Source organism: Streptomyces sp. NPDC007164 (assembly GCF_040634135.1).
Taxonomy (GTDB): Bacteria; Actinomycetota; Actinomycetes; order Streptomycetales; family Streptomycetaceae; genus Streptomyces; species Streptomyces sanglieri.
Window position 1 is genome coordinate 50,889 of the sequence record NZ_JBEYFB010000040.1, and the last position, 20,297, is coordinate 71,185.

The window sequence follows — 20,297 nt, forward strand, 5'->3', positions numbered from 1 at the left end:
GATGGCCCGGCGTGCCCTTCGGGTGCCGCCGGGCCATCCCGGGCTCCGGGCTCCGGGCTCCGGGGTTGCGGTTGCCGCAGCGGCAGCTTCTACCGTCCTGACCAGGGCCGGAGAGACCGGCCCGGTGAGGTGATCGTGAGGGGAGACGGCGATGGTCTGGCCGATCGCGGAGGTCGCCCGGATGTCCGGTGTGACGGCTCGGACACTGCGGCACTACGACGAGATCGGCCTGCTGCCGCCTGCGGGGACCGGTTCCAACGGCCACCGCTGCTACGGGGAGGGCGAGCTGCTCCGGCTGCAGCAGATCCTCGTACTGCGGGCGCTGGGCCTGGGCCTGCCCGAGATCGGGCGGATCCTGGCCTCGCAGGTCGATGAGGTGGAGGCGCTGCGCGGTCACCACCGCCGGCTCCTCGCCGAGCGCGACCGGATCGACGCGCTGGCCGGCACCGTCTCCCGCACGATCGCCGAACTGGAGGAATCCAGAAAGGACGGTGGCCCGATGACGGCGATCAACCGACCGGAGAATCTCTTCGAGGGCGTTCGGCCCGCCCAGTACCGGGAGAGCCTGCGCGACTTCCCCGAGCTGGCCGGGGACATCGACCGGCACACCTCGACGATGAGCGAGGCGCAGATCGAGGCCGGACACCGCGAGCGCACGGCGCAGATGATCCGGCTGGCCGAGTTGCTGGCCGCGGGCGTGCCCGCCGAGGCCGATCCGGTGCAGGCGGAGATCGAGGCCCAGCACCGGGCCCTGACCGCGCTGCGGGCGGTCTCCACCGAGGAGTACCGCGCGATCGGTCGCGCCTGCGTGGACAACGAGCAGTGGCGCGCGGCGTACGAGGCGATCGCGCCGGGCCTGGCCGCGTACCAGCGGGACGCCATCGAGGCGTATGCGACGACCCGGCTGACGTAACGGCCGTGCCGACGCGACGACCCGGCTGACGCAACGGCGGTGCCGGCGCGGCGGCCCCGCTGACGCAACGGCCGTGCCGGCGCGACGACCCCGCTGAGCCGAGCCGGGGCGAGCGGCACCTCTGCCGCTCGCCCCGGCTCACTCGGCGGCGTCGCCCGGCCCGCGCCGCAGGGCTGCATCGAGCAGGCCCACCAGTTGCCCGGCCCGCTCCCGCGCCTGCCGCCGGTCGTCCGTGCCGGTCATGAGCAGGTGGTGCACGGTCCCGACCAGGGTGAGGGCCGCGGCGGCGGTGTCGGCCCGTTCCGCGATCCGGCCGCCCCGCCGTTCCGCGTCCAGGTAGTCGGTGATCGCGTCCTGGACCGTGTCGAAGCCCGGCGCACCGCCCGCCAGTGCCTCGCGGATGCGCGAGGACGCCTCGGGGCGGGTGAGTGCCAGTCCGGCGACGGTGGGGCCGGCCGAGGACAGCAGCGCGAGAGCGATGCCGTGAAGGTTCTCCGCGACGGTGCCCCGCCCCGCCCGTCCCCGGAGTTCATCGGCGTGCCGGGCCACCCGGGCGAACCGGTCCAGGACCAACTCCGCGACGAACTCGTCCAGTCCGTGGAAATGGGCGTGCAGCAGCCCCTTCGCGCAGCCCGCCTCACCGGTGATCGCCCTGCTCGTCAGGGCTCCCGGCCCGTCCCGCTCCAGCACCCGCTCCGCAGCGGCGAACAGCCGCTCGCGGACGTCCGGAGTCGTCACACCTCGCGGAGACACGAATTCCCTCCCTCTCGCCCTGTTTACAGTATGGGCGCTTGCCCATACCTTGAATGGGCGCCCGCCCATACTAGTCGTGCCGATGTCCGGGGGCGCCGCAACGAGACGGCACTCAGGCCGAGTTCGAGCAGCATTCAAGGGGGAGCAACACCGCATGCGACACATCGCCAACAGGGACCAGGACCAGGCGTGGAACGGTTACGAGGGGACGTTCTGGGCCGCCAACCAGGACCGCTGGGACGGGGTGAACGGGGGCTTCGACGAGCCACTGCTCGCCGCTGCCGCGATCACCGGAGGGGACCACGTCCTCGACATCGGCTGCGGAGCGGGGCGCACCACCCGCCTCGCCGCGCGACGGGCCGGCGGCGGGCGGGCGCTGGGCCTGGACCTGTCGGCCCCGATGCTGGTCCGCGCACGGGAGTCCGCGCGGAGCGAGGGGATCGGCAATGTGACATTCGAGCAGACGGACATCCAGGTCCACCCGTTCGGGACCGGGACCTTCGACATCGCGATCAGCCGTTTCGGAGTGATGTTCTTCGCCGATCCGGTCGCCGCCTTCGCCAACATCGGGCGGGCGCTGCGCCCCGGCGGCCGTATCGCCTTCGTCTGCACCGCGCAGGCCGACCGGAACGAGTGGCTCCAGGCCATCCGGGGGCTGGGCGACCTGCTGCCCGTCGGCGGACTGGGCACCTCCGCGAGCCCCGGCATGTTCTCGCTGGCGGACCCGGAGACCGTCCGCGACGTGCTGTGCCGCGCCGGGTACGAGGCGATCGGCACCACACCGGTCGAGGCGTACGGGACCTGGGGCCGGGACGCCTCCGACGCCGCCGCCTTCCTGCTGGACTCCGGCCCCGGGCGGCATCTGATGAGCCGGGCCGGGGAGGAGGACCGGGACCGGGCCCGGCGGCGGCTCGTCGGCCTCCTGCTGCCCCACGAGCGGGAGGGCTCACTCCGACTGCGCAGTGCCGCCCTGCTGGTGACCGCCCGACGGCCCGGGTGAACGGGGGCGGCGTCCGCCGCCGGGGGGGCGGACACCCGCCCCCGGCAGCGGACGCCGCCCGGCCACAGCCCTCGGGGAACACCCGCCCCCTTTCAGGCCGCGGCCCTCTCCGGCCGGTCCCCGCCGGCCTCGTCCGCTCCCTCGGCGGCGGGTGCGGTGCGCAGGGTCAGCAGGGCGGCGAGACCGCCGACCACCGCGAGGGCCGCGGCGCCGAGGAAGGCGGCGGAGAAGCCGTTGGTGAGGGCCACCGGGTCCCCCGGCTCACGGGCGCCGTGCGCGGCGGCGATCGCCGTCATGGCGGCGAGGCCCAGCGCGGAGCCGACCTGGTAGCTGGTGTTGACGATCCCCGAGGCGAGACCGCCCTCTTCCGGGCGGGCGCTGGAGAGCGCGGTGCCGAGCGACGGGATGAACGCCAGCGACATGCCCACCGCCGAGAGCAGGGAGGCGGGCAGCACGTCGACGAGGAAGTTTCCGTCCGGGCGGGCGAGCGAGAGCCAGAACATGCCCGCCCCGAGCGTGAACAGCCCCAGGACGATGAGGGGCTTGGGCCCGAACCGGGAGATCAGCCGCGGCGCCAGGACGATCATCATGATCATGATGGCGACGGTCATGGGCAGCAGCGCGGAGCCGGAGGCGAAGGCGCCGAGTCCCAGGACCTGCTGGAGGTAGAGATTGAGGAAGAACCACATGGGGATCCACGCGGCGGCCATGAGCAGCTGAGCGATGTTGGCGCCGGCCAGGCCGGGTGCCCGCCAGATGCCCAGCCGCATCAGCGGTTCGCGCCGCTTGGACTGGATCGCGACGAACGCGGCGATCAGTGCCACACCGGCCAGGAGGACCAGCCAGGTCTCGGCGGAACCCCAACCGGTCTCGGGAGCACGGACGATGGCGTAGACGACGGCGGCGAGACCCGCCGTGACGGTGACCGCGCCGGCCAGGTCGATCGAGCCGCGGCGCCCCGCACCCGAGGGCATGACGGCGGGCGTGGCGATCAGGACGACCAGGGCGACGGGGATGTTGATGTAGAACACCCAGGGCCAGCTGGCGTACTGGGTGATGACCCCGCCGAGGAAGACTCCGGCGGTGCCGCCGGCCGGGGCGGCCGCGCCGTACAGCGCGAAGGCCTTCCCCAGCTCCTTGGGCCGGGAGCCGAACAGGGTCATCAGCAGGGTGAGGGCGGACGGCGCGATCAGCGCGGCCCCCACGCCCTGCAGGGCCCGCCCGGTCAGTTCGACCCAGACCTCACCGGCGAGGCCCGCGGTCAGGGAGCCCGCGGCGAGGACGACCCATCCTGCACTGAACAGGCGCCTGGCGCCGAGCAGGTCCGACAGCCGCCCGCCGAGCAGCAACAGCCCTCCGAAGGCGACGACATAGGCGTTGAACACCCAGGACAGGTTCTCCTGGGAGAAGCCCAGGTCGGTCTGCATCTTGGGCAGGGCCACGCCAATGATCGACGTGTCCATGATGACGATGAACTGGGCCAGGGCGATCAGCGCGAGCGCGGACCATCTCCGCGAATCGGTTGCCGTGGCTGGTGAGTCCGGCACGGTCATGGCAAGCACTCCTATACGGGAGGGGGGTATCGAGTTCCCAACGCGAGGCAATATACCCCTGGGGGGTATCTATGGCCAGTCCGGATGCGCGGGAAGTCCGAAGCGATGCCCCCCACGTCGGGGCCGGGACGCGTTCCCGGGCGCGCTCGGCCGTCCTGTTGGGGTCCGGGAAACGGCACGGTTCAGCGGGAATTCAGCGTGTCCGGACCGGTCGAGTGGAAGTTCGAGAGGTCTCGGCTCCAGAGAGCCGGCACCGATCGAGCGGACACGGAGGATCCACCCGATGGCCCATGTGACCGGTAGTTCCCCGCACCGGGACGGCGCAGCCGCGGAGCGCGGCGGCGGGAGTTCGGCCTCGTCGGCCGTGTATCCCGGCGACCCGCGTTACGAGGACCTCGCCCTGCGCCGCCGTAACGAGCGGTTCGTCCAGCGCCCCGCCTGCTTCCGGGTGGTGCGCTCGACCGACGAGGTGGTGGCGGCGGTGCAGTGGGCGGTCGATTCCGGCCGGCCGGTTGCGGTGCGCAGCGGCGGTCATTCGCTGGAGAACTCCGTGGGCGAGCACCCCGACGGTGTGATCATCGATATGACCGGGATGAACGCGATCTATTTCGACCCCGCCCGGCGCGCCGTGGCCATGGAGTCGGGCGCGACGCTGGGCGAGGTGTACCGCACCCTCTACCTGACCTGGGGGGTGACCGTTCCCGGCGGTTGGTGCCACTCGGTGTGTGTCGGCGGGCACATCCAGGGCGGCGGCTACGGATCGCTCTCGCGCACCCATGGTTCCATCGTCGACCATCTCTACGCCGTCGAGGTTGTCGTCGTGGACGAGGCGGGCCGGGCCCGTGCCGTGCTGGCCACCCGCGAGAGCGGTGATCCCCATCGTGACCTGTGGTGGGCGCACACCGGTGGCGGGGGCGGCAACTTCGGTGTGGTGACCCGGTACTGGCTTCGGTCGCCGGGCGCCGAGGGGGACGATCCGGCTGATCTGCTGCCCAGGCCGCCCGCGTCCCTGACGGGGGGCGTCCTCATGTGGTCGTGGGCGGATCTGCCGAGGGAGTCGTTCCGACGGCTGATGCGCAACCACGCCGACTGGCACGAGAACAACAGCGGTCCGGACTCCCCCGGCACCGCGCTGCACTCGACGCTGATGCTCTCCGGCCGCAAGGAGCAGGACGGCCCTGCGGACATCCTGATCTACGCCCTGGCCGACAGCGACGGCGCGGACGGGGCGGCGCTGGTCGAGAAGTACTTCGATGCCGTGAGCGACGGCGTCGGCGGCACCCGCCACATGATTCCCGCCGCGCCCTGGCTGTACGTACTGATGCCGCCCAACGGCGACGAAGAGTCACAGCGCGGGTCCGAGTACGGCCGCTACAAGGGCAAGGCGGGCTATCTGCGCAAGGGGTTCAGCACCGCGCAGGTCGACTCCGTCTTCGATCACCTGACCACGGCCCCGTCCACGCTGGACATGGCCCGCGTCTGGCTGGTCTCCTACGGCGGCAAGGTCAACGACGTCGCTCCGGAGGCCACCGCGCTGGTGCAGCGGAGCTCCGTCCTGAAGGCCGCCTACACCGCGACGTGGCTGGACCCCCGCGACGACGAGGCGTCCCTCGACTGGCTGCGGCGCTTCTACCGCGACGTCTACCGCGAAACCGGTGGGGTACCGGTGCCCGACGCGACGAACGACGGCTCGTACATCAACTATCCGGACACCGATCTCGCCGACCCGGAATGGAACACGTCCGGCGTCCCCTGGCACGACCTCTACTACAAGCAGAACTACCCCGGGCTGCAGCGGGTCAAGAAGCGATGGGACCCGCGCAATGTCTTCCGCCACGCCCTGTCCGTCCAGCCGGCCGACTGAAAAGGAACACACCATGTCCCCTGCCGACCAGAACACCACAACGAAGACCGACGTCGCGGTGCGTGACGTGCTGGACAGGTTCCAGAGCGCCTGGACCTCGAACGACGCCGACGCCGTCGCCGAGATGTACACCGAGGACGCGACCCTGGTCATGACCGGTCTGGTCCTCGACAGCAAGGACGCCATCCGGGAGTTCATGCGCGCGGCGTTCGACGGACCGATGCGGGGAAGCCGCCCGCTCAACGAGCCGCGCATCATCCGCCGCACCGGCGCGGACACCGCGGTCGTGGTGAGCGACCTGGGCATCCTCCTCGACGGTCAGACCGAACTGGCCGAGGGCGACAGGCGGGTCGCGACCTTCGTGCTCGCCCGTGCCGACGGCGTCTGGCGGGTCACGGCGTATCACAACTGCCCCGCCTGACGGGCGGCCCGGGAGGAGGACCCATGTACTTCAAGGTGCTCGGCGCGCTGGACGTTTCGGAGAGTACGAAGGATCTGACGCCGTCGGCGCCGAAACTGCGCAGCACCCTGTCGCTGTTGCTGCTGCGGCAGGGGGACATTGTGCAGAAGGACTCGTTCGTCGACGAGCTCTGGGGCCTCAACCCGCCGCCCAACGCCCTGACCACACTGCAGACCTACGTGTACCAGCTCCGTCGTACGCTGCCCGACCCGCAGACCAAGCGGGCCGGGCACCGGCCCCGGGGACACGCCTGGAAAGAGGTCACCGCCGGCCCGTCGCACGGGCCGTGGCTGCGCACCACCTCCTCCGGGTACGCCGCCAGCATCCCCTCGGAGACGATCGACCTCTGCCGGTTCGAGACCCTGGCCGTGCAGGGTGGCACCGCGCTCGGGCAGGGCAACGTACCCCGGGCCGCCGAACTGCTCGAAGAGGCACTGACGTTGTGGCGCGGCCCGCTGGTCTCCAATGTGAAGCACGGCCCCGTCCTGGAGGCGCACGCGACCAGACTGACCGAGGAGCGCCTGCGCGTCGTCGAGCAGTGCATCGACGCGCAGCTCTACCTCGGCAGGTACCACGAGGTGCTCACCGGGCTGCGCGGCCTGCTCGTGGAACACCCGTTGGCCGAGGGCCTGTGGCAGCGGCTGCTGCTCGCCCTCTACCGGTCCGGCAGACGTCTTGAGGCGATCCAGGAGTACCGGCGGCTGCACCGGATACTCGGCGACGGACTCGGGCTCGAACCCTCGCGCTCGGTGCAGCGGCTGTACGAGGCCGTCCTGGCTTCCGATCCGGCGCCCGATCTCGAACGCATCGCGCTGTCCGCATGGCGCGACCGGGCGGTCATCCGCCCGGGGACCGTATCCCGGCACGTCGCCTGACCTCTGCGAACCGGGCGTACGGACAAGCGGATCCCATGCTCCTCGATTCGTGCTGGAGGAGCCGGAAGGGGCGTCTGGAGCGGCTCCCCATCGACGCACCATGCCCGAAGCCGACAGTCCAACGGTCCGGTCGCACCGGATCGGACCGGCCGCCGGTCACCGGCCACCGGTCACCGCCCGACGAAAGGAAATCCGTGCCCGCCTTTACCCTCACCGAATTCCGGCAGGTCGTGGAGAAGTGCTTCCAGGGGGAGGCCGGGCCCCTCGACGAAACCGCGTGGGACGCAAGCTTCTCCGACCTCGGCTTCGACTCGCTGATGGTCTACGAGATCACCGTCCGCATCCAGGACGAGTACCCCGTGGAGATCACGGACGAGGAACTCGACGAGCTGAAGACACCGGGCGCGTTCGTCGCCTTCGTCGACTCCAGGCTCTCGGTTTCCGGCTGAACCACCGCGCGAACCACTTGGTCCACCGCGGACAATCCGTCAGAGAGGTTTCCATCGTGGAGCGGTCTGTCGCCATCACCGGCATCGGGGTCATGGCCCCGGGCGGGATCGGCAAGAAGGCGTTCTGGGACCTGCTGGTCTCGGGCCGCACCGCCACCCGCACCATCTCCTTCTTCGACCCGGCCCCGTTCCGGTCGAGGATGGCCGCCGAGATCGACTTCAATCCCGAGCTGCACGGGCTGACCGCCCGCCAGTGCCGCAGGCTCGACAGGGCCGCGCAGCTGGCCGTCATCAGCGCGCGTGAGTGCCTCGCCGACAGCGGGCTGGAGTTCGACACGGTGGACCCCCACCGGGTCGGAGTCTGCGTCGGCAGCGCCGTCGGCGGCACGACCACGCTGGAGCAGGAGTACGTGGTCCTGAGCGACAGCGGCAAGGAGTGGGAGGTCGACCCGGCGTACCTGTCCCCGCACCTGTTCGACGCCTTCGTGCCCAGTTCGCTGGCGGCCGAGGTCGCCTGGCTCGTCGGGGCGCAGGGGCCGGCCACGGTGGTCTCCACCGGCTGCACCTCCGGTCTCGACTCGCTCGGTCACGCACGGGACCTGATCGCGGAGGGCAGCGCCGACATCATGATCGCCGGCGCGACCGACACACCGATCTCGCCGATCGCGGTGGCCTGCTTCGACGCGATCAAGGCCACCTCACCGCGCAACGACGACCCCGAGCACGCCTCGCGCCCCTTCGACCGCACCCGCAACGGATTCGTCATCGCCGAGGGCTCGGCGATGCTCGTCCTGGAAGAGCTGGAGCACGCCAAGGCGCGGGGCCAGCACATCTACGGTGTCATCTCCGGATACAGCTCGCGCTGCAACGCCTACCACATGACCGGACTGCGGCCCGACGGGCGGGAGATGGCCGAGGCGATCCGCTACGCGCTGGACGAGGCGAAGCGGGCACCGGAGTCGGTCGGCTACGTCAACGCCCATGGTTCCGGCACCAAGCAGAACGACCGGCACGAGACCGCGGCGTTCAAGCGCGCGCTCGGCGAGCACGCCTACGACGTGCCGATCAGCTCCATCAAGTCCATGGTCGGGCACTCGCTCGGCGCGATCGGCTCGATCGAGATCGCGGCCTGCGCACTGGCCATGGAACACGCGGCGGTGCCGCCGACGGCCAACCTGCACGAGCCGGACCCGGAGTGCGACCTCGACTACGTGCCCAACGAGGCCCGGGAACGACGCCTGGACACCGTGCTCAGCGTGGGCAGCGGCTTCGGCGGCTTCCAGAGCGCCATGGTCCTCACCCGGGAGGGCATATGACGATCACCGCACCCGGCACCGCACCCGTCGCGGCCGCCACGAGGACCGCGGTCGTCACCGGCATCGGTGTCGCCGCGCCCAACGGGCTCGGCACGCAGGCGTGGTGGAGCGCGACGCTCCGCGGAGAGTCGGGCATCCGCCCGGTCCAGGACCATGTCACGGCCCCCGGCCAGGCGTCGCTGATCGGCCTGATCCCCGGATTCGAAGCGGCCGACCACCTTCCGGGCCGGCTGCTGCCGCAGACCGACCGGGTGACCCGGCTGGCCCTCGTGGCCGCGGACTGGGCCCTCGCCGACTCCGGGGCCGATCCCACCGCACTGCCCGAGTACGGCATGGGCGTGGTGACCTCCAACGCGACGGGCGGCTTCGAGTTCACGCACCGCGAGATCCGCAAGCTGTGGACCCAGGGCCCCCAGCACGTCAGCGTCTACGAGTCCTTCGCCTGGTTCTACGCGGCCAACACCGGCCAGATCTCGATCCGGCACGGAATGCGCGGCCCCAGCAGCGTGCTGATCGCCGAGCAGGCCGGCGGCCTCGACGCGCTCGGACACGCCCGTCGGGTGCTGCGCAAGGGCAGCGAGCTCGTGCTCACCGGCGGGGTGGAGTCGGCGTTCGACCCATGGGGCCTGGTCTCCCACATCGCGGGCGGGCGGGTGTCGCGGTCCGACCGCCCGGACCGCGCCTACCTCCCCTTCGACACCGGGGCATCCGGACACGTACCGGGTGAGGGCGGCGCCATCCTGGTCCTGGAGACGGCCACCGCCGCGGCGGAACGCGGCGCCGGTCATGTCTACGGCGAAATCGCCGGATACGCGGCCACGTTCGATCCCCCTCCCGGGTCATCGGCTCCGCCGGGGCTGGCCCGGACGGCACGGCTGGCGATGGCCGACGCCGGGGTGGCGCCCGGGGACGTGGACGTGGTGTTCGCCGACGCGGCGGCGGTCCCCGCGCTCGACGCCGCGGAAGCCGCCGCCATCGAGGAGATCTTCGGCCCGTACGGCGTACCGGTCACCGCGCCGAAGACGATGACGGGACGGCTCGCCGGCGGCGGCCCGGCCCTGGACACCGCGGCCGCCCTGCTGTCCATGCGCGACTCGGTCCTGCCACCGACGGTCAACGTCGAACGGCCGGTCCCGGGCCGGCGGATCGACCTGGTACTCGGCGAACCGCGCGAGGCCCGGGTCGAGGTGGCGCTGATCCTGGCCCGGGGCCACCACGGCTTCAACTCGGCGCTGGTGGTGCTCGCCCCGAACCGGATGACAGCGGCTCCCGACGGGGTGCCCGCCGCCGTACGCCACAACACCTGACCTCCACACAGCGACCGGCGACGGAAGGACGAGCGGTGGGGACACGACTGAGGATCACCGTGCTCGGCAGGCTGGCCGTGACCCGCGGCACGCTGACGGCGGAGCCCAGCGCACCGAAGGAGCGCAAGCTGCTGGCCCTGCTCCTGCTCGGTCACGAACACCCGGTCCCGGTACGGCAGATGGTCGACGAGCTGTGGGGCAGCCGCCCGCCGCGCACCGTACGGACGGCGTTGCAGACCCATGTGCTCAACCTGCGCGGCATGCTCGCCCGTCAGCTGCGCATCCCCGGGGACCGGGTCCGCAAGGAGCTGATCGTCACCGGGAACGAGGGGTACCAATTCCGGGTCGACGATGCCGACTTCGATCTGCATGAATATCATCGGCTCGCGAAAATCGGAGAATCAGAACTCCGGGCGGGCCACCATCTCGGGGCGGCCGAAACGCTCCGTACAGCGGAGTCGCTGTGGACGGGTCCGATACTTCCGGACACGAAGCACGGCCTCCCGCTCCAGTGCGAGATAACCCGGCTGGAACTTCAGCGGGACATGGTCCAGGAGTTGCGGATCGAAAGCGATCTGGCACTGGGCCGGCACCGGGAGCTGCTCAGTGAACTGACGGCGCTCACCCTTGCCCGCCCCTTCGACGAACGGGTCCACGCGTACCTGATGACAGCTTTGTACCGGTCTGGCCGCACCATTCAGGCGCTCCAGGTGTTCCAGCGGCTGCGCACGAAGATGGCGGAGGAAATGGGCCTGGAACCGTCCCGGGTGATCCAGGACCTCCAGCGAAGAATTCTGGGCGCGACCGCCTTCGAATCGATCCCGTGACCGCCACGGCACGCGACAAGACACCCCGCGACGGCCGGAACCCATAAACGGAAAAGGCGTGTTCTGAGGCATGAGAATTCTCTTCTGCACCTACTCGACGGCAAGTGACCTGTTCGCCACCATTCCCTTCGCCTGGGCCCTGCGCGCGGCCGGCCACGAAATCCTCTACGCCGGTGGCGGCGAGGGCATGCGGGAAGTCGCCAAGGCCGGTCTGCCCTACGTGGACATCGCCACGCCGGGCGTCGATCTCGCGGCACCGTTCGCACGCAGGGCCGCACGGTCCCGGGAGAAGGGACAACTCGTCTGGTACCGGGGCGGCGACCTCCAGGAGGACGAGGTGCGGGCGACGTCCGCACTGTTCGCCGAACTCTCCGAGCTGGTCGTGCCCGGTGCGGTGCGGCTCGCCCGGCAGTGGCGCCCCGACCTGGTGGTGAGCCCGGACCACCAGGGCTCCGGTGCCCTCGTGGCCGGACTGCTGTCCGTACCGCTGATCGCCATGTCCAACCTCTTCGCGCTGGTCCCCGACATGGTCGACCGGATCCGCGGGGAGATGGCCGGCACCTACGGCCGCTACGGCATCGACCCCGGTTCCACCCGCACCCGGCTGATCCGCACGACGCCGCCCAGCCTGTACCGGACACCCGACAGCCACCTGGCCATGCGCCCCGTGCCGTACAACGGCTCCTACCTGGAACTCGGCACGATTCCCGACTGGCTGTTGCGGTCCCCGGACCGGCCCCGGGTGTGCGTCACCCTGGGCACCTTCATCCCCCAGTACATCGGGCTCAGCCTGATTCGCGACTTCGTGGCCGAACTCGACACGGTCGACGCCGACTTCGTGTTCGTGCTCGGCGATGCCGACCGTACGGAGCTGGGCACCCTGCCGGACAACGTCCGCGCACACGGGTGGATCCCGCTGAACGCGCTGCTCGACTCGTGCAGCGCCATCATCCATCACGGCGGCACCAGCACCTCGCTGGCCGCCATGTCCGCCGGCGTCCGGCAGATCGTGCTGCCGCACGGCTCCGACCAGCCCTTCAACGCGTGCCTCGTCGCCGAACGCGGGCTGGGAGTCACCTGCGCGGCGGGCGAGCTGACCGCGAAGACCATCACCACCGTGCTGGAGGCGCCGCAGATCGGCACCGCCGCCGCGCAGGTGCGGGAGGAGATCGCCCAGCTGCCGTCGCCCTCCGGCGTGGCCACCGCACTGCCGGACCTCGTGGGCTGAGCCGTCCGAGAGCCCCTCGGCACACCCGTCACACCCTGGCACCGCACCCGGCTCTGGAGGATTCCGAAGTGGCCCTGCACGCACACCCGGCACCCGGCCCGGCAGAGACGACACAGCACCTGGCGGCGCTCGCGGCACAACACGCCACCGCCGCCGACACCGAACGCCGCCTCGCACCCGACGTCGTCACCGCGCTGGTGGACGCCGGATTCGCCCGCCACTTCGTCCCGGCCGCCCACGGCGGCACGGCGGGCTCCTTCACCGCACTGGCCGAGGCGGTGCGCACCATCGCGCGGGGCTGCCCCTCCGCCGGCTGGACCGCCATGATCATGGCCACGTCCGCGCGGCTGGCCGGTCAACTGCCGCAGGCCGGCCGGAAGGAGATCTGGGGGCAGTCGGCCGACGTGCCGATCGCCGCCGCGCTGAACCCCGGGGGCTCGGTGCGACGGGTCGCGGACGGATGGGTCCTGTCCGGGCAGTGGTTCTCGCTGTCCGGCATCGACCACGCGGCCTGGGCGCTGCTGTGCGTGACCGCGCCCGAGGACGGCGAGCAGTACTACTGCGCCGTTCCGGCGAGCCGGTTCCGTATCGAGGACACCTGGTTCACCCTCGGCATGCGGGGCACCGGAAGCCGCAGCGCGGTGCTCGACGAGGTGTTCGTCCCCGGCCGTCTCTCGGCGCCCCGGGACCTGGTGTGGCAAGGCCGCGCCGACGGACCCGCCGACGCCCTCGCCGCTCCCCTGCCTGCCGCGCATCCACCGCTGTTCGCCGCCCCCGTCGTGGGCGCCGCCCGAGCCGCCCTCGACCTGTGGGCACGTACCGAGTCCCGCACCGGCCCCGACCGCGACGCCGTACTGACCCGCTCGGCGGCCGAGATCGACACCGCGGTCCTGCTCGTCGAGCAGGCGTGTCTGCGCCTCGACGGCCGGGGACCGGCCGACGGACCCGACACCGCACGCAACGGCCGGGACGCCGCGCTCGCCGCGGACCTGGCCCGTACCGCCACCGACCGTCTCTTCCGCGCGCGAGGAAGCCGCGCCCACGCCGCGAAGGACCCCGTCCAGCGGCTCTGGCGCGACGTACAGACCGCGTCCTCGCACGCCGCCGTCGACGCCGGGCGGAGCAATTCGCTGTTCGCGACCACATTCCGGGCATCCCTGCCCAACCACGAGGAGAGCTGATGATCTGCCACACCCTGATCTACAAGTTCGGCGAATCCGTCTCGGCCGAGGACCGTGAGCAGTTCCTGAAGGAGCTCTCGGAGACGGTCCGGGACACGGGACTGTCGGTCGGCTTCGACTACCGGTCCCACGAGTGGCTGCCCGTGGACGACAAGGCGATCGGCATGACCGGCACCGCGATCGCCCAGATCGTGTGCGAGGACAGCGAGACGATGCGGAAGTTCTCGGAACTGACCTCCACGCACGAGTTCATCGCCGCCTGGCGCTCCAGGATCAGCTACGAGGCCGCCTACGCCAACCACGCCCCGCTGACCGCCGTTCCCGCGAGCAACCCCCTGCATCACGCGGAGCACACCGTCACCGTGCACGCCCCCGTCGGCGTCGTCTGGGACATCCTGGTCGACGTCGAGGGCTACGCCAGGATCTTCCCGCCCACCCAGGACGTGAAGCTCCTGGAGGAGTCGCCGACGCACCAGATCGCCAGGCTCGTGGTCGATGTCAACGGCGAGGTCAACACCTGGATCTCCCGGCGCGACATCGACGCGGACAACCGGGTCATCACCTACCGGCAGCTGGAGCACGCGCCGATCGTCGGCCACATGGGCGGCCAGTGGCGGGCCCTGCCGCTGGGCGACGACACCACACAGCTGGTGCTGACCCACGAGTTCAGGGCCAGGGAGGCGGTCGACGGATTGGTCGCGGGCAAGCTCACCCCGCAGGAGGCCGACGCCGCGCTGCGGGCCGTGGTGGAACGCAACAGCGTCGCCGATCTCGGCGCGGTCAAGAAGACGGCGGAGGCCACCGCGCCGGGCAACGGGGGCGGCCGATGACCCGGCTGGTCGACCTCAGCGTTCCCACCGAGCAGGCCGACAGCGAAGCGACCCCGGTGAAGATCGATCTGCTCGACCACGTGGCGGGCGCCACCGTCCTGGGGCTCTCCCCGGAGGACTTCCCCGGCGGGATGGCCATCTCCAACGAGACCGTCACCCTGACCACACACACCGGCACCCATATGGACGCGCCCCTGCACTACGGCCCGCTCACCGGCGACGCCCCGGCCCGGAGCATCGACCAGGTGCCGCTGGAGTGGTGCTACGGCCCCGGCGTACGGCTCGACTTCCGCAGCGTCCCGGCGGGGCAGGGCATCACCGTGGCGATGCTGGAGAAGGAGTTCGACCGCATCGGGCACGTACCGGTCGCCGGCGACATCGTGCTGCTGTGGACCGGAGCGGACGCCCTGTGGGGAAGCCGCGACTACCTGACCACCTTCGCGGGGCTGACCGGCGAGGGCACCATCTTCCTGTCCGAGCTCGGCGTGAAGGTGATCGGGATCGACGCCTGGGGCATGGACCGGCCGATTCCGCACATGATCGAGGACTACCGGCGCACCGGCGACCGCTCGGTGCTGTGGCCCGCGCACGTCGCGGGACGCACCCACCCCTACCTCCAGTTGGAGAAGCTGGCCCACCTGGGCGAGCTGCCGGGCCCCACCGGCTACACGGTGACGTGCTTCCCGGTCCCGGTCACCGGCGCGGGCGCGGGCTGGACCCGTGTCGTGGCCATCTGCGACGCGTGATCGGGAGGGACGGGATGGCCGGTCATCCGCTGGCCCTGGACGAAGCAGCGCAGGATCTGCTGTTCCGGGAAGCCAGAACCGCGAACACGTTCGCGCCGACACAGATCGGCGACGAGCACATCGAGGCGATCTACGACCTGGTCAAGTGGGGCCCGACCTCGATGAACCAGCAGCCCATGCGGGTCCTGCTGGTCCGCTCCGACGAGTCGAGACAAGCACTGCTGCACCACGTGCTGGAGGGGAACCGGGACAAGGTCGCGTCCGCCCCTCTGGTCGCGGTCCTGGCGGCGGACCTGAGTTTCCCCGACACACTGCCACGCCTCTTTCCGCACGCCCCGAACGCCCGCCACGCCTACGCCGACGAGCACGCCCGCCGTGAGTCCGCGGTGTTCAACACGGCTCTGCAACTGGGCTATTTCATCATCGGGATCCGGGCGGGCGGCCTGGCGGCGGGCCCGATCGCCGGCTTCGACCCCGAGGGCGTCCACAAGGAGTTCTTCCCGGGCGAACCGGTGCTCGTCACCAGCATCGTCAACATCGGCCATCCCGGCCCCGACGCCTTCTCCGCCCGACTGCCCCGCCTGGGCTACCGAGAAGTTGTCCGCAGCGTGTGATGTCCCCGCGTCGTCACCGCACCACAGCCTCATGGAGGGAGAAGAGATGAGCATCCGACCGAATCAGCTGCTGACCATTCTCGCCGACTGCTCCGGCAACCAGGAACTCGTCGGCATCGGGAACGACGCGCTCGACACGGACTTCGACGCCCTGGGTCTCGATTCGCTGGCGGTACTGGAGTCCGTGGCCCGGATCGGGCGGGATCACGGAATCCACATATCCGACGAGGAGGTCCATGATCTGGGCACCCCGCTGGCTCTGCTGAACCGGCTCAACCAGGCGCGGGGCAGCGGCGACGAGGGCACCGGAGCCGGGGAGAGGCCGCCCGTGGTGGTGGTCGGGGCCGGCCCGGTCGGCCTCACGCTGGCGGGCGAACTGGCCGCCCACGGCATCGAGGTGACCGTGCTCGAACGGCGGGCCGCCCCCGAGACGATGGTCAGGGCCGGGTCGATCGGACCGCTCGCGGTGGCGCTGCTGCGCAGGCGGGGGCTGGCCGACGAGCTGGACAGGGCCGAGCGGGACACCATCGAGCGCTACCGCGCGATGGCCGACAGCGCCACGGGCACGGTCGGGCACGCCCTGCCGAAGGAACACCTCGCCGGCATCGAGAAGGTCGAGCACGCCGATGCCTCGATGCGCCGGATGCGGGTGGAGCAGCCCGCCCTGGTCGACATCCTGCTGCGGCACGTCGCCGCACTCGGCGTCGACGTGGCGTGGGAGCACGAGGTGACCGCGATCGAGCAGGACGACCGGGGAGTGTGGGTCACGACAACCGCGCCCGGCGGCGAGCGACGGCTCCGCGCGGCCTACGCGGTCGGCTGCGACGGCGGCGACAGCACGGTGCGCGCGCTCGCCGGCATCCCGCTGACCGGCACCGGACCGACGCTGACCGGCCGGCAGTCGGTGGTCGAGTTCGAGGGCGAACCGCCGCTCGAACACGGCTTCCACCACACCTCCGGCGGGCTCCTCGCGTGGGGCCTCGGCGTCAACCGGGTCGCCACCCTGGAGTTCGACGGGCCCCCGGACCCGGACGCCGGACCACTGACGGTCCAGGAACTCCGGGACAGTCTCCGGCGAGTGACGGGATCCGGCGTTCCGATCGCCCGTATGGCCGCAGGTGGCCGGTTCACCGACATGGCGTACCAGGCCGAGCAGTACCGCAGTGGGCGGGTCTTCCTGGCCGGTGACGCGGCGCATGTGCACGCCCCGTTCGGGGGCCAGGGCCTGAACACCGGCATCACCGACGCCGCCAACCTCGGCTGGAAGCTGGCCGCCACCCTCGAAGGCTGGGCGCCGCCCGGGCTGCTCGATACGTACCACGGGGAACGGCATCCGGTGGGTGCCCGGCTGCTGGCCAACGTCCGTGCCCAGACGGCTCTGATGCGGCCCGATCCGCACAGCAGCGCCCTGCGCGACCTCGTCGGCCGGATGATGGACGAGCCGGCCGTACGCCGGTACGTCGGTGCCCTGCTCAGCGGAACCGACGAGGGGTACAGCGCGGACGGGCACCCGGCGGTCGGCACCTTCCTGCCCGACTACGAGGTGACGGACCGTCATGAACCCGGGGCGGGAAGGGGGCTGCTGCTCGACTTCACCGACTGCACCGCGCTACGCACCATCGGGGCGAGGTGGGCGGACCGGGTGGACGTCGTCGGCGCGAAGACCGGGCGCGACGATCTGGCGGCGGTCCTGCTCCGGCCCGACGGCTATGTCGCCTGGGCACTGACGACCGGGGAAACCCCGAGGGCCCGGCCGCTGGTGCGGGCCCTGCGCACCTGGTTCGGCACCGGCCGGTCCCCCGCCGGTACGCCCGCGGCTCCGGCCGGAGGACGACGGTGAACCCCGCCGATCTCATCGGTGTGTGGACGCTCGATTCCTTCCACGACATCGACGCCGCCGGCACACGCGTCGAAGGGCCGCTGGGCGCCGCCCCTCGCGGCACCCTCATCTACACGGCGGACGGCCGTGTGTCGGTGCACATGATGCGCGCACCGGACGCCGAATCCGTACCCGGGAGCAACGACTACATGGGGTACACCGGCGCCTGGCGGGTGTCGGGCTCCCGGGTGACGCACGCCATCGAGATCACGCCACGTCGCCCATGGGTCGGCACCGAGCAGACCCGCGGGGCCCGTCTCGACGGGGACCGTCTGACGCTGGACGGCTCGGTCCGGGTGAACGGCCGTGAGCAGCAGCGGGTGCTGGAGTGGCGGCGCACTCCCGCCCACGGCGCACCGAACCACTGACCGAACGCCACATCGTGTCCGTCCGGACGATCCGACGGCACCGCGATGCGATCCGCACCACTGATCCGCACCACTGATCCGCACTACTGAGGAGACACTGTGACCATTCTGGTAACCGGGGGCCGCGGACATGTCGGCCGCAGCGTCACACGGAAGCTGCTCGCGGCGGGAGAGACCGTGCGGGTGGGCACCAGCGACCCCGCGGACACCTCGCTGTCCCGCGACGCGGAGGTCGTGGAGCTGGATCTGTCCCGGCCGCAGACGCTGAGCGCGGCACTGCGCGGCGTACAGCGGGTGTTCCTGTACGCGGACCCCTCGACGGTGGACCAGCAGATCGAAGCCCTGGAGCTGGCCGGGGTGGAGCATGTGACCCTGCTCTCCACGAGGTCGCTGACCTTCCGGGACGCGGACAGCAACCCCATCGCCCGGCTGCACGTCGCGGTGGAACGCGCGCTGGGCCAGTCCCGGCTGCCGTGGTCCTTCCTGCGCGCGGGGACGTTCGCCACGAACACACTGCAATGGGCCCGTCTCATCCGCTCGGACAACACGGTGCGTGCGCCCTATCCGCAGTCGCACGCCGCCGCGGTGCACGAGGACGACATCGCCGACGTGGCCACGCTGACACTGACTCAGCAGGGGCACGCCGGTGCCGCCTATGTGATGAGCGGTCCCGAGTCCAATACCCAGCGCGAGCAGGTGTCGCTGATCGGCAAGGCGATCGGCCGTGAGATCGAGTTCGAGGAGATCGAGCCGGAGACGTACCGCCGGACGCTCAGCCGCTGGGGCGGCGGGCGCGAGGAGGTCATCAACCAGCTCCTCACCTACCTGGTGACCTGGAACGAGCGTCCGGTGCCCGTGGTGGACGCGCTGCAACAGCTCACCGGCAGGCCGGGCCGCCCCTACGCGCAGTGGGCCGTCGACCATGCCGACGACTTCCGCTGACCGGACCGGTCAGGTGCTGCCGGGGCGGCCCCGCGGGGCCGCCCCGGCGGGCATCGGGCACTCCCCGTGACCACGCGCCGAGAGAGGAGCACGATGGCGTCCGCACCCACGATCCTTGCGTCCGCCCCCCGGCACAGCGCCCTGCTCGGCGTCGGAGGCTACCGTCCGCGGCGGGTGGTGACGAATGCCGAGATGTGCCGGTCGATCGACTCCACGGAGGAGTGGATCGAGACCCGCAGCGGCATCGTCCAGCGGCATTTCGCCGACGAGGACGAGACGCTGACGGTGATGGCCGCAGCGGCCGCGGAACAGGCCATGGCGCGGTCCGGCACCGCTCCGGCCGATATCGACCTGGTGCTGGTCGCCAGCATGTCCGACCTGGTCCAGACGCCGCCGCTCGCGATCCGCGTGGCCCACGAGCTCGGGGCCGGCCGGGCCGCGGGCCTCGACCTCTCGGGGGCCTGCGCGGGCTTCTGCCACGCCCTCGCGCTCGCCTCCGACACCGTGCGGGTCCGCGATGCCGAGCGTGTCCTGGTGATCGGTGCCGAGCGGATGACCGACATCGTGGAACCCACGGACCGCACGATCGCGTTCCTGTTCGCGGACGGGGCGGGAGCCGTGGTGGTCGGGCCGGCGCGGGAACCGGGCATCGGCCCCGTGGTGCGCCGCGCGTACGGCGCGTACGGCAACGCCCTCCGGATGACCGGGCCCTGGGCCCGGCAGGGTCCGCGCCCCTGGATGCGCATGGACGGCCGGCGGGTCTTCCGCTGGGCCATGGAGGAGGTGGCCCCGGCCGCGGGCCGGGCCCTGACGGCGGCGGGCCTGGGGCCGGCCGACCTGGCCGCGTTCGTGCCGCACCAGGCCAACCTGCGGATGACCGAGCTGATGGCCGAGCGGCTCGGCCTGGGCGAAGACACCGTGCTGGCCACCGATGTGGTCAGATCCGGCAACACCTCGGCCGCCTCGATACCGCTCGCCCTGGACGCCCTGCTGGCCGAGGGCCGGGTGACCGCGGGCAGTACGGCCCTGCTGGCCGGTTTCGGGGCCGGCCTGAACTTCGCCGCCCAGACGGTCCTGCTGCCCTGACGGGGCCGTGGCCCGTGGCGCGTCCCGGCGCGCCACGGGCAGCGGTGGGGGGGGCGGGCCCCCCCCCCCCCCCCCCCCCGCCGCGCCCCCCCCCCCAAACGACAGC

The 20,297-nt window shown here is 71.6% G+C and carries 20 protein-coding genes; 18 read left to right on the forward strand and 2 right to left on the reverse strand.

Going from position 1 to position 20,297, the window contains the following annotated elements; all coding sequences use genetic code 11:
* Positions 1-151: 151 nt before the first annotated feature.
* Entirely contained in the window at positions 152-913 is a 762-nt protein-coding gene (locus ABZ622_RS33045) for a MerR family transcriptional regulator (RefSeq protein ID WP_360549553.1), read from the forward strand.
* Between the two features lie 138 nt (positions 914-1,051).
* Here the strand turns inward: ABZ622_RS33045 and ABZ622_RS33050 are convergent, their stop codons facing one another.
* On the reverse strand, positions 1,052-1,666 hold the full coding sequence (locus ABZ622_RS33050; protein WP_360549555.1) for a TetR/AcrR family transcriptional regulator: 615 nt from the start codon (positions 1,664-1,666) through the stop codon (positions 1,052-1,054).
* Positions 1,667-1,820: 154 nt separating this feature from the next.
* On the opposite strand from ABZ622_RS33050, the gene ABZ622_RS33055 reads away from it, so the two are divergent.
* Complete coding sequence (locus tag ABZ622_RS33055; RefSeq protein ID WP_360549557.1) at positions 1,821-2,666, forward strand: methyltransferase domain-containing protein; 846 nt, start codon at positions 1,821-1,823, stop codon at positions 2,664-2,666.
* A gap of 92 nt (positions 2,667-2,758) precedes the next feature.
* Here the strand turns inward: ABZ622_RS33055 and ABZ622_RS33060 are convergent, their stop codons facing one another.
* On the reverse strand, positions 2,759-4,219 hold the full coding sequence (locus tag ABZ622_RS33060) for an MFS transporter (RefSeq protein WP_360549559.1): 1,461 nt from the start codon (positions 4,217-4,219) through the stop codon (positions 2,759-2,761).
* A 283-nt stretch (positions 4,220-4,502) separates the two neighbouring features.
* Here ABZ622_RS33060 and ABZ622_RS33065 point away from each other — a divergent pair, with 283 nt between their 5' ends.
* The 16 genes from ABZ622_RS33065 to ABZ622_RS33140 all read left to right on the forward strand — a co-directional run bounded on the left by ABZ622_RS33065 (position 4,503) and on the right by ABZ622_RS33140 (position 20,191).
* Positions 4,503-6,083, forward strand: coding sequence for an FAD-binding protein (locus ABZ622_RS33065; protein ID WP_360549561.1), 1,581 nt, complete (start codon positions 4,503-4,505; stop codon positions 6,081-6,083).
* A 13-nt stretch (positions 6,084-6,096) separates the two neighbouring features.
* Positions 6,097-6,504: an SgcJ/EcaC family oxidoreductase gene (locus tag ABZ622_RS33070; RefSeq protein ID WP_360549563.1), complete on the forward strand. Its 408-nt coding sequence runs from the start codon at positions 6,097-6,099 to the stop codon at positions 6,502-6,504.
* Positions 6,505-6,527: 23 nt separating this feature from the next.
* A complete protein-coding gene (locus tag ABZ622_RS33075) occupies positions 6,528-7,418 on the forward strand; it encodes an AfsR/SARP family transcriptional regulator (protein ID WP_360549565.1) in 891 nt (296 codons plus the stop codon).
* A 194-nt stretch (positions 7,419-7,612) separates the two neighbouring features.
* Positions 7,613-7,867, forward strand: a complete 255-nt coding sequence (locus ABZ622_RS33080) for an acyl carrier protein (RefSeq protein ID WP_360549567.1) — start codon at positions 7,613-7,615, stop codon at positions 7,865-7,867.
* A gap of 56 nt (positions 7,868-7,923) precedes the next feature.
* Complete coding sequence (locus tag ABZ622_RS33085; RefSeq protein WP_360549569.1) at positions 7,924-9,183, forward strand: beta-ketoacyl-[acyl-carrier-protein] synthase family protein; 1,260 nt, start codon at positions 7,924-7,926, stop codon at positions 9,181-9,183.
* Positions 9,180-10,490 (forward strand): ketosynthase chain-length factor, encoded by a 1,311-nt coding sequence (locus tag ABZ622_RS33090; protein ID WP_360549571.1) that lies wholly within the window; start codon positions 9,180-9,182, stop codon positions 10,488-10,490. The genes ABZ622_RS33085 and ABZ622_RS33090 overlap by 4 nt, the downstream gene beginning before the upstream one ends.
* A 35-nt stretch (positions 10,491-10,525) precedes the next feature.
* Positions 10,526-11,317, forward strand: coding sequence for an AfsR/SARP family transcriptional regulator (locus ABZ622_RS33095; RefSeq protein ID WP_360549573.1), 792 nt, complete (start codon positions 10,526-10,528; stop codon positions 11,315-11,317).
* A gap of 70 nt (positions 11,318-11,387) precedes the next feature.
* Positions 11,388-12,545, forward strand: a complete 1,158-nt coding sequence (locus ABZ622_RS33100) for a nucleotide disphospho-sugar-binding domain-containing protein (protein WP_360549575.1) — start codon at positions 11,388-11,390, stop codon at positions 12,543-12,545.
* 68 nt (positions 12,546-12,613) lie between these two features.
* The gene (locus tag ABZ622_RS33105) at positions 12,614-13,726 is read left to right on the forward strand and encodes an acyl-CoA dehydrogenase family protein (RefSeq protein ID WP_360549577.1); all 1,113 of its coding nucleotides are present in this window, start codon (positions 12,614-12,616) and stop codon (positions 13,724-13,726) included.
* A complete protein-coding gene (locus ABZ622_RS33110) occupies positions 13,726-14,556 on the forward strand; it encodes an aromatase/cyclase (RefSeq protein WP_360549579.1) in 831 nt (276 codons plus the stop codon). Before ABZ622_RS33105 ends, ABZ622_RS33110 begins: the two co-directional genes overlap by 1 nt.
* Complete coding sequence (locus ABZ622_RS33115; RefSeq protein WP_360549581.1) at positions 14,553-15,302, forward strand: cyclase family protein; 750 nt, start codon at positions 14,553-14,555, stop codon at positions 15,300-15,302. The genes ABZ622_RS33110 and ABZ622_RS33115 overlap by 4 nt, the downstream gene beginning before the upstream one ends.
* 14 nt (positions 15,303-15,316) lie before the next feature.
* A complete protein-coding gene (locus ABZ622_RS33120) occupies positions 15,317-15,916 on the forward strand; it encodes a malonic semialdehyde reductase (RefSeq protein ID WP_360549583.1) in 600 nt (199 codons plus the stop codon).
* Between the two features lie 46 nt (positions 15,917-15,962).
* On the forward strand, positions 15,963-17,756 hold the full coding sequence (locus tag ABZ622_RS33125; protein ID WP_360549585.1) for an FAD-dependent monooxygenase: 1,794 nt from the start codon (positions 15,963-15,965) through the stop codon (positions 17,754-17,756).
* The gene (locus tag ABZ622_RS33130) at positions 17,753-18,163 is read left to right on the forward strand and encodes a lipocalin-like domain-containing protein (protein ID WP_360549587.1); all 411 of its coding nucleotides are present in this window, start codon (positions 17,753-17,755) and stop codon (positions 18,161-18,163) included. Before ABZ622_RS33125 ends, ABZ622_RS33130 begins: the two co-directional genes overlap by 4 nt.
* A 99-nt stretch (positions 18,164-18,262) precedes the next feature.
* A complete protein-coding gene (locus tag ABZ622_RS33135) occupies positions 18,263-19,105 on the forward strand; it encodes an NAD(P)H-binding protein (protein WP_360549589.1) in 843 nt (280 codons plus the stop codon).
* A 93-nt stretch (positions 19,106-19,198) separates the two neighbouring features.
* Positions 19,199-20,191, forward strand: a complete 993-nt coding sequence (locus tag ABZ622_RS33140; protein ID WP_360549591.1) for a beta-ketoacyl-ACP synthase 3 — start codon at positions 19,199-19,201, stop codon at positions 20,189-20,191.
* Positions 20,192-20,297 lie beyond the last annotated feature (106 nt).

Coding starts and splice junctions, on each gene's coding strand:
- ABZ622_RS33045 (WP_360549553.1), top strand. CDS start 152: ATGGTCTGGCCGATCGCGGAGGTCGCCCGGATGTCCGGTGTGACGGCT.
- ABZ622_RS33055 (WP_360549557.1), top strand. CDS start 1,821: ATGCGACACATCGCCAACAGGGACCAGGACCAGGCGTGGAACGGTTAC.
- ABZ622_RS33060 (WP_360549559.1), bottom strand. CDS start 4,219: ATGACCGTGCCGGACTCACCAGCCACGGCAACCGATTCGCGGAGATGG.
- ABZ622_RS33065 (WP_360549561.1), top strand. CDS start 4,503: ATGGCCCATGTGACCGGTAGTTCCCCGCACCGGGACGGCGCAGCCGCG.
- ABZ622_RS33070 (WP_360549563.1), top strand. CDS start 6,097: ATGTCCCCTGCCGACCAGAACACCACAACGAAGACCGACGTCGCGGTG.
- ABZ622_RS33075 (WP_360549565.1), top strand. CDS start 6,528: ATGTACTTCAAGGTGCTCGGCGCGCTGGACGTTTCGGAGAGTACGAAG.
- ABZ622_RS33090 (WP_360549571.1), top strand. CDS start 9,180: ATGACGATCACCGCACCCGGCACCGCACCCGTCGCGGCCGCCACGAGG.
- ABZ622_RS33100 (WP_360549575.1), top strand. CDS start 11,388: ATGAGAATTCTCTTCTGCACCTACTCGACGGCAAGTGACCTGTTCGCC.
- ABZ622_RS33110 (WP_360549579.1), top strand. CDS start 13,726: ATGATCTGCCACACCCTGATCTACAAGTTCGGCGAATCCGTCTCGGCC.
- ABZ622_RS33115 (WP_360549581.1), top strand. CDS start 14,553: ATGACCCGGCTGGTCGACCTCAGCGTTCCCACCGAGCAGGCCGACAGC.
- ABZ622_RS33120 (WP_360549583.1), top strand. CDS start 15,317: ATGGCCGGTCATCCGCTGGCCCTGGACGAAGCAGCGCAGGATCTGCTG.
- ABZ622_RS33125 (WP_360549585.1), top strand. CDS start 15,963: ATGAGCATCCGACCGAATCAGCTGCTGACCATTCTCGCCGACTGCTCC.
- ABZ622_RS33140 (WP_360549591.1), top strand. CDS start 19,199: ATGGCGTCCGCACCCACGATCCTTGCGTCCGCCCCCCGGCACAGCGCC.